13 protein-coding genes are annotated in these 13,122 nt (G+C 33.8%); 7 read left to right on the plus strand and 6 right to left on the minus strand.

The window, feature by feature from the left end:
* Positions 1–47: 47 nt before the first annotated feature.
* The 3 genes from QZN33_RS00225 to QZN33_RS00235 all read left to right on the plus strand — a co-directional run bounded on the left by QZN33_RS00225 (position 48) and on the right by QZN33_RS00235 (position 3,359).
* Positions 48–833: a class II glutamine amidotransferase gene (locus QZN33_RS00225; RefSeq protein ID WP_296788087.1), complete on the plus strand. Its 786-nt coding sequence runs from the start codon at positions 48–50 to the stop codon at positions 831–833.
* Positions 834–2,234, plus strand: coding sequence for a hypothetical protein (locus tag QZN33_RS00230; RefSeq protein WP_296788089.1), 1,401 nt, complete (start codon positions 834–836; stop codon positions 2,232–2,234).
* 153 nt (positions 2,235–2,387) lie between these two features.
* Positions 2,388–3,359 (plus strand): ABC transporter substrate-binding protein, encoded by a 972-nt coding sequence (locus tag QZN33_RS00235; protein WP_296788092.1) that lies wholly within the window; start codon positions 2,388–2,390, stop codon positions 3,357–3,359.
* A 21-nt stretch (positions 3,360–3,380) separates the two neighbouring features.
* On the opposite strand, the gene QZN33_RS00240 is transcribed toward QZN33_RS00235, so the two are convergent.
* The 3 genes from QZN33_RS00240 to acs are packed head-to-tail and all read right to left on the minus strand — an operon-like array spanning position 3,381 to position 6,517.
* Positions 3,381–4,007, minus strand: coding sequence for a DUF447 domain-containing protein (locus QZN33_RS00240; protein ID WP_296788095.1), 627 nt, complete (start codon positions 4,005–4,007; stop codon positions 3,381–3,383).
* Positions 4,004–4,363, minus strand: coding sequence for a hypothetical protein (locus QZN33_RS00245; protein WP_296788099.1), 360 nt, complete (start codon positions 4,361–4,363; stop codon positions 4,004–4,006). The genes QZN33_RS00240 and QZN33_RS00245 overlap by 4 nt, the downstream gene beginning before the upstream one ends.
* A gap of 57 nt (positions 4,364–4,420) precedes the next feature.
* Positions 4,421–6,517, minus strand: coding sequence for an acetate--CoA ligase alpha subunit (gene acs / locus QZN33_RS00250; protein WP_296788102.1), 2,097 nt, complete (start codon positions 6,515–6,517; stop codon positions 4,421–4,423).
* A 331-nt stretch (positions 6,518–6,848) separates the two neighbouring features.
* On the opposite strand from acs, the gene QZN33_RS00255 reads away from it, so the two are divergent.
* On the plus strand, positions 6,849–7,769 hold the full coding sequence (locus QZN33_RS00255; protein ID WP_296788104.1) for a DUF2121 domain-containing protein: 921 nt from the start codon (positions 6,849–6,851) through the stop codon (positions 7,767–7,769).
* An 11-nt stretch (positions 7,770–7,780) separates the two neighbouring features.
* Positions 7,781–8,704, plus strand: coding sequence for an MBL fold metallo-hydrolase (locus QZN33_RS00260; RefSeq protein WP_296788106.1), 924 nt, complete (start codon positions 7,781–7,783; stop codon positions 8,702–8,704).
* On the opposite strand, the gene aroC is transcribed toward QZN33_RS00260, so the two are convergent.
* The 3 genes from aroC to QZN33_RS00275 are packed head-to-tail and all read right to left on the minus strand — an operon-like array spanning position 8,701 to position 10,979.
* A complete protein-coding gene (aroC, locus tag QZN33_RS00265; protein ID WP_296788109.1) occupies positions 8,701–9,801 on the minus strand; it encodes a chorismate synthase in 1,101 nt (366 codons plus the stop codon). The two genes, QZN33_RS00260 and aroC, sit on opposite strands and share 4 nt — an antisense overlap.
* Before the next feature lie 48 nt (positions 9,802–9,849).
* Positions 9,850–10,497: a hypothetical protein gene (locus QZN33_RS00270; RefSeq protein ID WP_296788112.1), complete on the minus strand. Its 648-nt coding sequence runs from the start codon at positions 10,495–10,497 to the stop codon at positions 9,850–9,852.
* 2 nt (positions 10,498–10,499) lie between these two features.
* The gene (locus QZN33_RS00275; RefSeq protein ID WP_296788119.1) at positions 10,500–10,979 is read right to left on the minus strand and encodes a DUF6932 family protein; all 480 of its coding nucleotides are present in this window, start codon (positions 10,977–10,979) and stop codon (positions 10,500–10,502) included.
* A gap of 239 nt (positions 10,980–11,218) precedes the next feature.
* Between QZN33_RS00275 and hemB the strand changes: the two genes are divergently transcribed.
* Both hemB and QZN33_RS00285 read left to right on the plus strand, forming a co-directional pair.
* Complete coding sequence (hemB, locus tag QZN33_RS00280; RefSeq protein WP_296788122.1) at positions 11,219–12,223, plus strand: porphobilinogen synthase; 1,005 nt, start codon at positions 11,219–11,221, stop codon at positions 12,221–12,223.
* Positions 12,220–13,098, plus strand: coding sequence for a triphosphoribosyl-dephospho-CoA synthase (locus QZN33_RS00285; RefSeq protein WP_296788124.1), 879 nt, complete (start codon positions 12,220–12,222; stop codon positions 13,096–13,098). Before hemB ends, QZN33_RS00285 begins: the two co-directional genes overlap by 4 nt.
* The last annotated feature ends 24 nt before the right edge of the window (positions 13,099–13,122 follow it).

Consider the following 13,122-nt stretch of genomic DNA (forward strand, 5'->3'; position numbering starts at 1 on the left):
ATTGCAATATAACAATTGTGATAAAAAAATGACAGGAGGAAGATAATATGTGTGAAATTTTTTGTTTTAATTCAAATATGCCAAAAAAATTAAACAGCTGCTTGGAATGTTTTTATAATCACTCTGAAAATCATCCGCACGGATGGGGATTAGCTAATATGCAATCCGATGAATTTGTTATAGATAAAGAGCCAGTAAAAGCTACATGCAGTCAGTACTTAAAAGACATATTATCTAATCCTGTTGTTGGTAAAAATGTATTCGCTCACATCAGGTTAGCTACTGTGGGTGAAATAATATCTCCCAATTGCCACCCCTTTATCGAAATGGATGGTAATAACAGGTCCTGGATGTTAATACACAATGGAACTATTTTTGACTATCCTATTCTTGAAAAGTATAAAGATAAAGAAAACGGCGATACTGATTCTGAGCGAATATTACTATATATAATTGATAAGGTTAATGAATTTGAACAAGCTAAAGGTGCTCCATCTACTATAAAGGAACGCTTTAATCTGTTAACTGAGATAGTCAACGATTTATCCAGAAGCAATAAGCTTAATTTAATGATTTATGATGGTGAAGTAACTTACATCCATTCCAACATGAAGGAATCTTTATACTATCTTAAAAACGAAAACGAATTTTTAGTAGCCACAACTCCTCTGGATAACAATGAAAATTGGCTTCAGGTTGAATTGAATAAGCTCTTTGTACTGGATGATGGCAATATTCTATATGAAAGCAGTGAGCATGACAACGAATTCATTTTAACCGAAGAACATGAAAGAATCATGGAAGAGTTTTTAAAAAATATCGATGGTGAGTAAATGATTGGTAAGGAACTTATCAGAAATAAATTATACAATGAATTTATAAAGCCGACAAATCAAAAGAAGAATTTCATAGGTATTGAAATTGAAATTCCAATCGTTAACTTAGATAAAAAAGCTGTTGATTTTAATATTGTTCACAAGATTACTGAAAAGTTTAAAAATCAGTATTCTGATTTTAAAAGTGATGGAATTGATTATGACGGAAATATCTTCTCTTTAAAAAACCCTGAAACCGATGATATAGTCTGTTATGACTGTTCATACAATAATATTGAATTTGCAATGGGAAAAGAAAAGGATCTCTTCACAATCAATGAACGTTTCTGCGATTATTATTCTTTTGTTAAGGAATCTTTTGAGCAGTACAATCATACATTAACCGGAATGGGCATAAATCCCTACCGGCAGTATAATTTAAATCAGCCTATACCTTCTGAAAGGTATCTGATGCTTTATCATCATTTGAAATCTTTTAAAAATTATCAAAATCTCCCTATGAGATTTCATAATTATCCTGAATATGGAATGTTTTCATCTGCTTCGCAGGTGCAGCTGGATGTTCATAAGGATAATCTCATTCAGACTATAAACGTTTTCTCCAAATTGGAACCGATTAAAGCATTATTATTTTCTAATTCAGTATTGCTTGGTGAAGATAATGATTTAACCTGCTTTAGAGACATTTTGTGGGAGTATTCTACCCATGGAGTGAATCCTCACAATATAGGAATGTATAATGTTGATTTTAAGGACATTTCCGAACTGCAGTCCTATCTTGAATCTTTAAATATGTACTGTGTAATGCGTGATGGAGCTTATATCAACTTTCCATCAATGAATCTCCTTGAATATTTCCAGAAGGATTATGTGCGCGGTGAAATATACTGTAAGGGAAACTATAGGGAAATAGATGTCAAACCGATGTTAAGTGATATAAAATACTTAAGACCATTTAAATTTATCAATTTGACATTTAGAGGAACTGTTGAATTTAGAAGCGTGTGTACTCAACCGATAAAAGATTCAATGTGCGTTGCCGCATTTCATCTGGGGCTAAAAGATAAATTGGATGATCTTGAAGAAATAATAACGACTGATGACGTGCTGTATCATCAGGGATATACCGCAACTGAACTTCGAAAAATACTGATTCATGATGAACTTCCAAGTTTTTTAAATCAGAAGGATTTGTGCAATTTAACTAAAGAAATTGTAGATTTGGCTTCTTTGGGTCTTCAGGAAAGAGGAATTGGTGAAGAAACATTTTTAAATCCATTATATGCTCGTATTAAAAATCACGCTAATCCCGCAAGCGAAATTAAGAAATTAATCAGTAAAGGCGTTAATTTAGAAAAAATTATCAGAGATTACGGTAATTTGGATATGGTCGTGTAATTTTTACGAAACTTTTAAATATTTTTAAGGATAAATTTTCATTAAGGGATTCATATAACAATTGTTAACTTAATTTAAAAAGGAATATATTTTATATATAAATTACATAGTATCTAATGTAAATTAAGTTAATTAATTAACGGTGGTTTATGAATGAATAAAAAAATTACATTTGTTTTAGTGATAGCACTTGCTGCATTTCTCGTAATGGGTTCAGCCAGTGCAGGTCTCTTCGACTTTTTAGGTGGAGGAGACGACACTGTAAAAATAGGTTACTTACCTTCTGACCACGATGCAGCATTATTCGTTGCAGACGCAAAAGGTATGTATAAAGATAAAAACATCACTGTTGAACTTGTTCAGTTCAACAACGGTGGAGACTTGATGACTGCTATGGCAAGTGGTGAAGTCGATGTTGGATATGTTGGAATTACTCCGGTTTTATCTTCTATTGCAAAAGGAGTTCCAGTTAAAGTTATTTCTTCCGCTCAAACTGAAGGTAGTGGAATTGTTGTAACTCAAGACTCTGGAATCAACTCAGCTGCAGATTTAAAAGGTAAATCCATAGCAACTCCTGGTGAAGCTTCTATTCAACACGCATTGCTTACTTACTACTTAAAACAAAATAACATATCAATCGATGATTTAAACGTTTCAGCTATGAAAGTTCCTTCAATGAACGATGCTTTAAAAACCAAACAAATTGACGGTATTGTTACTTTCCAACCTTATGTAAGTATTGCTACCAATGATACTGGTAATCAGCTTTTAGTTGGATCTGATGAAATATTACCTAATCACCCATGTTGTGTAGTTGTTGCATCCGATGACTTTATCAAAAACCATGAAGACCAGGCTAAAGAAATCGTAGCAATTCACAAAGAAGCTACTGACTTCATTAACAGCAATATTGAAAACGGTACTTCTGATGCAGTTGTAAAACTTTTACCACATGATATTGTATCTGATAGTGATGTAGAAGCTTTATCTTTAGCAAGTTTCCCATTCATATCTGGTATTGATAACTCTTTCAAATCAGATGTTGATGCATTCCAAAAACTTGAAGTAGATATTGGACTTTTAAACAGTACAATACCACAGGATAAACTCTACTGGGAAGCATAGTTATTTAAACTATGCTTTTTTTTAATTTTTTTCGTATTCTTCTTTTAAATAGGCGATAGCTTTTTTGGTTTTTTCATCTGAAACTTTATTTATAATTTTTTGATTTTCAATTAATTTGTCCATATATACTTTTCTTTGCTCTTCATCAACTATTTTGTATCTGGAGACGTTAACAAGACCTTCTATAAGTGCGGGTAGGCCTCTGTTAAATGCCTGTGCACTTTCATCGTTTATGATAAATTCTCTGATTTTTCCGGTTATGAAAAATATGTTTTCATCTTCCTTGACTGGAAAGTCATCATGTGTCTTTTTCTCAATATTTTCAACATCCACGATAATGTAAGCTGGAGTATTTTTAATGATAGCTATGTCATCATCATCACTATAATATTCATCGCCTAAACAATCTAGTGTAGCGTATGTGAAAACCAGTGGATCTTGTGTAACGTTAACTACATATTCTTTAGTATTTTGGATATTTTTCAATGTTTTTGATCCTTCAAGGATTCTGCAGAACACTTTATCTTCGCCAAGATATTTGAATGCAAAGGCCCCTGCATTTTTCACTCCATATTCATTGATCGTTGTTGTAACGCATTCGTACTGTATGTCTTTTTCAATTCCGACTTTGCCTAAATCATAATTCATTTTATCATTCCGTTTGCTGAGAACGGCTCAGCAATTTTGTTCAAATTATTGAAAACTTTCATAAGAGAAGTGATTTCGCCGTCAAGTTCTTCATTGTCAATGCTTTCAAGAATTTCAATATATTGGGGAAATATCTGCTTTCCGTTTGAAAAAAACAGATAGTATTCGTTAATGTTGACTTCTTCCTGATTAAGGTCTTCAACAATTTCATGATACAATTTATCCAAATCAGAATAACTTTCATGAAACATTTCCTTAATATCGGAAATCGGTTCATTATTTTCTAATTTTTCAAAAGCAGAATTTAATCTAATAATAGAAAGGGTATATGTTTCTAAATCAATTTCACCATCCATAATATCACCATGTATGGTTTAAAAAAGAAAAAAAGAGTTAATTTCTCAAAAGAGAAATTATAATTTGATTTTAATGTCGAGTGCAGATGAACCTTCTTCGTATACGAAGATTGGATTGATGTCTAACTCGGATATTTCTGGGAAGTCTAAAGTTAATCTTGCTACTCTTTTGATAGCTTCTTTAACTTCTTCAACATCACAAGGAGCTTCTCCTCTGTATCCTGCAAGTAATTTGGATACTTTGGTTGAATCGATTTGCTCATCGATTTCCTGGGAACTCATTCCTTTCGCAAGGTTGAATGAAACATCTTCAATAAGGTTTACGTAGATTCCTCCCATACCGAATGCAATCATAGGGCCGAATTGTTTGTCACGAATCATACCTACAATAACTTCTTCACCGGAATCCATCATTTTTTGCACTTCTACACCATCAGGAACAATGTCTGGATGTGCTTTATTGGCGTTTGCAATAATTTCATCATAAGTTGCTTTTGCTTCTTCAGCACTTTCAATTCCTACTTTTACACCGCCGATATCGGATTTGTGTAAAATTTTGTCTGATGCAATTTTAAGTACAACTGGGAATTCCATTTCTTCTGCGAGTTCTGCAGCTTCGTCTGCAGAGGTTGCTAATTTAATAGGTGCAGCTGAAATTCCGTAAGCTTCTGCAACAGCATATGCTTCACTACCGAGTAATGTGTCTCTTCCGTCAGCTTTAACTTTATCGAATATTGCCTTAACAGCGTCTTTGTCAACATCATCTACTTTTTCAACGACATCGTCATATTCCCTGTCTTCTAATCTTGCATATCTTGTCATTGCTTCAAGTGCAGTTACTGCAGTTTCCGGGAATACGTAGGTTGGTACACCATTTTCTCTTAAAGCGTCATTTGCAGCTTCAAAGGATGGTCCTCCCATGTTAACAACAATAATTGGTTTGCCGAATTCTTTTCTCTCTTCTAAAATTGCATTTGCAATTCCATCAGGGTCTGCTGATGCGGTAGGACAAACCATAACGATTAAACTGTCAACTTCATCCTGGCTTAATACGATTTCTAAGGATTCTTTGTATCTGCTTACCGGTGCGTCACCTAATACATCAATAGGGTTTTTGGCACTTCCTTCTTCGGTTACGCATTCTTTTAATCTTGCGGTAGTTTCTTCATCGAACTGTACTAATTGAAGTCCTGCTTTTTCCATTGCGTCAACGGTGAGTACTCCTCCACCACCTGCATTGGTAATAATAGCTACGTTATCACCTTTTGGAAGTGGTGCTTTGGAGAATGCAAGACCTAAATCGAAGAGTTCTGCCATGGTTTCTACACGCATAATTCCGGATTGTCTGAATGCAGTATCAAATGCTAAATCACTGCCTGCAAGTGCTCCTGTGTGTGAGGATGCAGCTGCTGCTCCTGCAGAACTTGAACCGGATTTAAGAACAATAATAGGTTTTTTATGTGCAGTTTCCCTCATGGTTCTTACAAAGTCTTCATCATCTGAAATTGATTCTAAGTAACAGATAATTACATTTGTTTCATCGTCTTCTGCCAAGTACTGTAATAACTCAATTTCAGTTACTCCAGCTTTGTTTCCTAAACTTATTACTTTACTGAATCCAATTCCTGAGGTTACACTCCAATCGATAATTGCTACCATCATAGCTCCACTTTGGGAAATGAATGCCATGTTTCCTTTTGGAGGCATCATCTGTGAAAATGATCCGTTTAAAGGAGTGTGTGAGTCAGTTATTCCTAAACTGTTTGGTCCAATAATGTTTATTCCGTATTCTTCACCAAGTGCTGTTAATTCTGCTTCTAATTTTGCACCTTCTTCTCCCACTTCTTTAAACCCTGCAGTAATAACTACCATGTTTTCAACGCCTGCTTCACCACATTCTTTTACTGTTGGGTTTACAAATGCAACAGGGATGGTAATTATTGCTAAGTCTACTTTTTCAGGTATGTCTTTTATGTTTGCATAAGCTTTTTTACCTAAAATCTCTCCGCCTTTTGGGTTTACTGGATATATTTCGCCTTCGAATCCATCATTGATAAGATTATCAACAATAATGTATCCGACTTTTCCCGGAGTATTGGATGCACCAATTACTGCCACGGATTCAGGTTTAAACATCTTATTGAGATCTTTCATAAGTAATTCTCCTATAATTTTTCTTATTTTATCATCGTGGTTTATAATGATAAATAATTAAGAATTATTATAATATAATATATGGTATATTCATATTTAAATATATTGATAAATATTGTGTTAACTTCTTAATTGATATTTTTAATGATTGTATATTCTTTTTTGGGAAAATATGAAAAATTTAGTTTGTTTTTTGAAAAATTAATTTTTTTAAAATTATATTTAAAATTTAATTTCGCTTAAACTATTTATTGTATGATGAATATAAATAGATATAAATAATAAATTTTTGATATTTTATTTGTTAAAATATCGCAATAAAAGGGATATTATGAGCTTAATTATTGCTTACATTGGTAAAAAAGGATGTGTAATGACTGGAGATAAAAGAAAAATAGGATATTTTGGTGATAAAGAAAGATTAGATGAATTAGAAAAAGATTTATATTCAGGTAACATTAAAAGTGATGAAGAGTTTCGAAAACGTGCAAATGATTTAGGCATTTCCATTAAAATCACTGACGATGCAAACAAGTTGAAAATTGTCGGTAACTGTGTTAGAGGTGAAGTCAGTACAAAAGGCACTTTTGAAACCAAAAGAAGAAGAATTTATGGAACCACAAACGGTTATCAGATTGTAGAGCTGTTGGGATCTGAGACACAGTCACGTAATGCAGGTGAAAAAGGAATAATTATTTTCGGAAATAATTATGCAAAACAATTGGCACAGTCTCTCATTCAAAAGAAATGGAAAGCTTCCCAAAGCTTAAAATACATGGGAGAAGTTTTTGAAGATATCTTAAGGGAAGTTTCTTCCAAAACACCAACTGTAGGTTCTCACTTTGACACTTTAATTCAGCAGCCTAAATTCAATGCTTCCGAAGCTCAAAAACACTTGAATGTTACAATTGACCACGATATTAAAGTACTGGTTAAATTCAGACAGGATTTAACTGAGCAGTTAGTTCAACAAAGTATTGCAATTGACATGGCTAACAAGATTATTGATAAAGGGGACGTTGGAAAAGTAGTTTCCATTGACGGAAATATGATCTATGTTCAATTAAATGATAAAACACAGGCAATGGATGGAAACTGGAAACAGCTAGCAGGCCCTGGTCAGAATGTTTTAATGTTTACTGAAAGCGACAATGTCAAATTAGGAGATAAAGTCATAATTGAAAATGAAAATTTATGTCTTAAAAAGGACAAGTCCTCTCTTAAATGCGATATAATATTATGTTCTTTATGATGGGGATTTAAATGAAGATAACCTTTTTTGGTAGTGGTGGTGGAAGATTTTCCGCCATTTCACAGCGAAGAATGACTGGAGGGTTCAGAATTGATAATCTGGGCGGAAAGAATTATCATATTGACCCCGGACCAGGAGCACTAGTTCGGACATATCAGTTTGGCTTTGACCCTCGTAATCTAAGCGGTGTTTTTGTATCTCATGCACACACTGACCATTATAATGATGCTGAAATTCTAATTGAGGCAATGACCAAAGGAATGACTCGGAGATTCGGTACAATATTTGGAAGTAACAGCGTATTGAACGGCCATGAAAAATGGGGTCCGTGCATTTCCAAATATCATCAGTCTCAATCAGACAAGTTCGTTTTGACACCTGATGAGTTTAAACCTGTTGACAATATTAAAGTCAAAGGCACCAGAACCCAGCACGGTGACCCTACAGGTTCAGGTTTCCAGATTGATTATAACGGATTTAAAATTTCATATACTTCAGATACAGGATACTTTGATGGTCTTGCAAAAGAACATAAAGGTGCAGATATTTTAATTGCCAGTGTTTTAAGACCTGGAAACAGAACAATTAACGGCCACATGTGCACACGCAATTTCATTGACCTGATTAATGAAGTTGAACCTCAGGTTGCCGTAATGACTCATTTAGGTCTTAAGATGATATCAAGCAATCCGGTTACAGAAGCTAAAAAAGTTTCAAAACAGACTGGAGTAAAGACAATTGCCGCTTATGACGGATTGTCTTTCAATGTTAACTATAACAATCCGAAACGCTTTAGACTGATATCTCTAAAAGATGTTGAATCATCAACTCACAGCACTTCTCACAATCTGTTTAATAATGAAAGAAAGAATTCTTATCAGTTGGCTTTCAAGCATAATGAGTTTGATGAAGTATCATTCATGAAAAAGAATTAAATTTGTTTGTCTAAATTTGTAGGATGAATGAATCCTGAACGAATCATGTGGTCTGCAAGAACTATTGCAGTGCTTGATTCAGCCACAACTGTCACTCTAGGACAGATGCACGGATCATGTCGTCCTTTAATTTCTATTTTTTTGTTTTCCATATTTTCCAAGTCAATTGAATTCTGACATTTGGAAATTGAAGGGGTTGGCTTAACTGCAATCCTTGAAATTATAGGCATTCCGTTAGTCATTCCTCCGATGATTCCACCTGAATTATTTGTTTTAGTTGTAACTTTACCATTTTCAATCTGGTATTCATCATTGATTTGTGATCCTGTATGGTTGGCTACATCAAATCCAAGACCAATTTCAACTCCTTTAACAGCCCCTATATTCATAAGTATTCTTGCCAGGTCTCCGTCAAGCCTTTCAAATACAGGTTCGCCAAGACCCTGGGGAACACCGACTGCAATGGTTTCTACAATTCCTCCAATTGAGTCTCCTTCCTGTTTTTTGGCTAAAATCAACTCTTCCATTTCTTCAGCAGCTTTTAAATCGCCGCATCTGACTGGATTTTTTTCAATATTTTCTTTGATGGTTTCAAAATCCTGTGGTTTTGCCTTAACATCACCGATTTGGGTAACATGTGATATTATTTCAATATTCTGTGTTTTAAGAAGTTTTTTAGCTATTGCTCCGCCAATTACATGTCCAATTGTTACTCTTCCGCTTCCTCTTCCGCCGCCGTTGTAGTCATAGTTGCCGTATTTCATCATCCAGCCAAAATCTCCATGGGACGGGCGTGGGGTATTTTTAAACATTGAGTAGTCTTTTGAATGCTGATTTTTATTGAATATGACTCCTGCAATAGGAGTTCCATCAGTTTTTCCTTCAAAAATACCTGATAATATTTGAACTTCATCAGCTTCTTTTCTTGGAGTAGTTACACTGCTTGTTCCTGGTTTTCTTTTGTCTAGTTCTTTTTGAATATATTCTGGTGTTAATTCAAGATTTGCAGGACATCCGTCAACAACAGCCCCAACAGCTACGCCGTGACTTGATCCGAAACTTGTTATTTTAAATTTTTCTCCAATTGAATTTGACATGTTTAGCCTCTTTTTAGCAATTGGTGTAATGTTTGTATTTTAAAGTTTTTAAATTTTTAAATTTTTGCAGATGTTTTTGCATTGTTGAAGAGTTAGTCCCGCTTTTAGTGTTCCTTTTTCAGTGTCCAGTGTAAAATCAGAATTGACATTAACGATTTCTTTTAGAAAATCTCTGTAAGCTTTGAGTGCTTCTTTTCCGTCAGGTCCTGCTTCTTTTTTTAGCTTTTCTATATCGTCTCCACACTTTATAAAATCAAAAATTTTCAATAATCCTTTTTTTCTTGGTGATGTTCTTTTCACATCTTCTTCAGTAGGATTTGGGAAAGCAAATGTGATTTTGTAAGAGCCTTGTGAAATCTCTTTAACAATTAAATCTTCGTTGTTTGGTGTAGTTTCGGATAACAGGTTTGTAGTTAAAAATTCTGTCTGGTTAAAGTTATTACTTACTTTATTCAGTTCTGGTACGTTTAAAATGTTATTTTGTTCGTTGTTTAATCTTAAATGAATATGATTAATTTCTTCTATGAATCTTATTTTGTCATTTTTGTATATATCATAAACATATTTGTATGTTTCATAATTGCCCTGAGTTCCAAATTTATCTGGATGTTTTTTTAGATATTCTTCCATTTCACTTAAATCAGCTTCCATTTCCTTTAATTCTTTATCATAATCTTCTAATGTATCAAAAACCATATTTAATCTCCTATTAAATGTATTACTCCTTTTTTATTTCCTTTTCTATCTTGTCCAAATAGTTTAGTCAAGATTCTTATTTTAGATTTTAGGAAATATTCATAGTCTGTTTTTTCATAATGGGGGTATCTGTATACTCTAAATGAATGACAATATCCTTTAGTTTTAGATTTAGAGGTCATTATTAAATCTTCAATTTCTCTCTTTTTGTTGTTTTTTTCAGCTTCGTATCCATTGAATTCTGTCAATGTATCAATATCATTTGGATTTTCTTTTGATGTTATAAAACTACCGTCAATCCAGTGATCAATAAAATATCCAGTATTTTTAATTTCTTCTAAATGTTTTTCATATTCTTTAATAATCTCCTTTCTTCTTTTAGTGTTTGAAAATATTTCTTTAATCTCTTTTAATGTCATATAATACATTCCATAAGGCAAATTTCCATTTTCGTCAAATCCGTCAAATTTTTTTCTAAGCATAATATCACTTTTAAAATTCAACAGACGTCTGCACCTATATATTTCAATACATAGATATAAATATTTTTTTCAAAACTCCTTCCTAAATTCTTCCAAAGTTATTCCAAGAGATTATACTAGTTTAAATCAATTTTACAGCCTCATGACAATTTTTTCAAGTCACTACAATTTTACGCAGTGACAACAATAATGCAAATTTTAAATAATTTCAGAAGTAAACTAATAACTAAGTGATTATTATGCAATATCCGGTTACAAGAATGAGAAGATTAAGAAAAAATGCTAAAATTAGAAATATTGTGCGCGAAACCAAATTAGAAAAAGAAGACTTAATTTATCCGATTTATTTTAAAGAAGAGCTTCAGGGAGATGAAAAAGAAGAAATTTCATCACTTCCAGGTGAATTCAGATACTCTCTCGATAGTGGTGTTGAATTTGCAAAACAGCTTGAAGAGAAAGGCTTAAAATCAATTATCGTATTTGGAATACCTCGTGAAGACAGTAAAGATGAAATAGCTACTCCTGATTATTCAGCAACAGGAATTGTACAAAAAGCTGTCAGAAGACTTAAAAAAGAAACAAATCTTGTTGTTATAACTGATGTGTGTTTATGTCAATATACTTCACATGGCCATTGCGGCATGATAGTTGAAAACGATGACACTGATGACGGAATAGAAATATTAAACGATGAAAGCCTGCCTTACATTGCAAAAGTTGCACTTTCACATGCTGAAGCTGGAGCGGACATTGTTGCACCTTCCGATATGATGGACGGTAGAGTCGGTGCAATCAGACAATGCCTTGATGAAAACGGTTATACTAATGTAATGATAATGTCATACTCTGCAAAATATGCTTCTGCATTCTATGAACCGTTCAGGGTTGCTGCATGTTCATCACCTCATGCAGGAGACAGAAAATCCTATCAGATGGATCCTGCAAATGCTGTTGAAGCAATCCGTGAATGTGAACTTGATGTAATTGAAGGATGTGACTTTTTAATGGTAAAACCTGCACTTCCTTATCTTGATGTAGTTCGCATGGTCAGAGATGAGTTCATGCTGCCTTTGGTTGCTTATAATGTAAGCGGTGAGTATGCAATGCTTATGGCAGCTATTGAAAAAGGATTTTTAACAGAACGTGCGATATTGGAAGCACTTCTTTCAATTAAAAGAGCTGGAGCAGACTTAATAATCACAAATTTCGCATCATATTTACTTTTAAATGAGATGATAGAATGAATCCATCTGAAATTGCAAAAATAGCTCAGATTGCATCAGCGCTTGAAGTAAGCGGATATCCTAAACCTGGAAATGTCCACAGAACCCGTGACTATGATGATATGGAATTTGAAGACTTTATAATAAGCGGTATTGTAATCGGTGATACAATCCGTGAAGCGTGCACTGACGTTGATGTGGAAAATCCTGAACTTGGTAAATACATCCTTCAGGCGGTTGCTGAAACCGACAGATGGATTAAAAACAACACCAACCTTGGAATTGTAATGATGACAACTCCTATTGCTGTTGCAGCTGCAATCAGTGAATCATTTGATGATATTCGCGAAAACATTAAATTATTGATGTCAAACACTTCAGTTGATGATGCATGTGATTTGTATGATGCAATAAACATTGCCGATGCCGGTGGAATGGGGGACCAGGATGAATATGATGTTGCAAGCGACAATGCTAAACAGGAGTTAAGGGACAACGCTCAGACAATGTATGATGTTTTAAAAATCTCTGCTCCATGGGACATGCTTGCACGCGAAATGACCTCAGACATGCCTGCAGTATTTGAAATAGGCTATCCTACATACCATAAATTAAGAGAAGAGAAATCTCAAAATGAAGCCTGTCTTTTAACATTTCTGACAATACTTTCTCATGTTCCGGACACTTTAATTTCTCGAAAATATGGGGATGATGAAGCACTTAAAATATCAATGATGACAAGAGACTTGCTTAAAATGCAGGATTCAGATGATTTTATGCAAACAGTCGGACAATTCGATGATTATTTATTTAAAAACAAGTATAATCCCGGAACAACTGCTGATTTGACTGCAGCTTCCATTTTTGTAAGTTATTTGAAATCCAATTTCGAATAATCTTTTTCTTTTTTTTATTGTTAT

This window comes from uncultured Methanobrevibacter sp. (assembly GCF_900314615.1).
Classification (GTDB): Archaea; Methanobacteriota; Methanobacteria; order Methanobacteriales; family Methanobacteriaceae; genus Methanocatella.

What these genes read in the sequence shown, in the direction of transcription:
- QZN33_RS00255 (WP_296788104.1), top strand. Translation starts at nt 6,849, where the DNA reads ATGAGCTTAATTATTGCTTACATTGGTAAAAAAGGATGTGTAATGACT.
- QZN33_RS00285 (WP_296788124.1), top strand. Translation starts at nt 12,220, where the DNA reads ATGAATCCATCTGAAATTGCAAAAATAGCTCAGATTGCATCAGCGCTT.
- QZN33_RS00230 (WP_296788089.1), top strand. Translation starts at nt 834, where the DNA reads ATGATTGGTAAGGAACTTATCAGAAATAAATTATACAATGAATTTATA.
- hemB (WP_296788122.1), top strand. Translation starts at nt 11,219, where the DNA reads ATGCAATATCCGGTTACAAGAATGAGAAGATTAAGAAAAAATGCTAAA.
- QZN33_RS00245 (WP_296788099.1), bottom strand. Translation starts at nt 4,363, where the DNA reads ATGGATGGTGAAATTGATTTAGAAACATATACCCTTTCTATTATTAGA.
- aroC (WP_296788109.1), bottom strand. Translation starts at nt 9,801, where the DNA reads ATGTCAAATTCAATTGGAGAAAAATTTAAAATAACAAGTTTCGGATCA.
- QZN33_RS00270 (WP_296788112.1), bottom strand. Translation starts at nt 10,497, where the DNA reads ATGGTTTTTGATACATTAGAAGATTATGATAAAGAATTAAAGGAAATG.
- QZN33_RS00240 (WP_296788095.1), bottom strand. Translation starts at nt 4,007, where the DNA reads ATGAATTATGATTTAGGCAAAGTCGGAATTGAAAAAGACATACAGTAC.
- QZN33_RS00260 (WP_296788106.1), top strand. Translation starts at nt 7,781, where the DNA reads ATGAAGATAACCTTTTTTGGTAGTGGTGGTGGAAGATTTTCCGCCATT.
- QZN33_RS00275 (WP_296788119.1), bottom strand. Translation starts at nt 10,979, where the DNA reads ATGCTTAGAAAAAAATTTGACGGATTTGACGAAAATGGAAATTTGCCT.
- QZN33_RS00235 (WP_296788092.1), top strand. Translation starts at nt 2,388, where the DNA reads ATGAATAAAAAAATTACATTTGTTTTAGTGATAGCACTTGCTGCATTT.
- acs (WP_296788102.1), bottom strand. Translation starts at nt 6,517, where the DNA reads ATGAAAGATCTCAATAAGATGTTTAAACCTGAATCCGTGGCAGTAATT.
- QZN33_RS00225 (WP_296788087.1), top strand. Translation starts at nt 48, where the DNA reads ATGTGTGAAATTTTTTGTTTTAATTCAAATATGCCAAAAAAATTAAAC.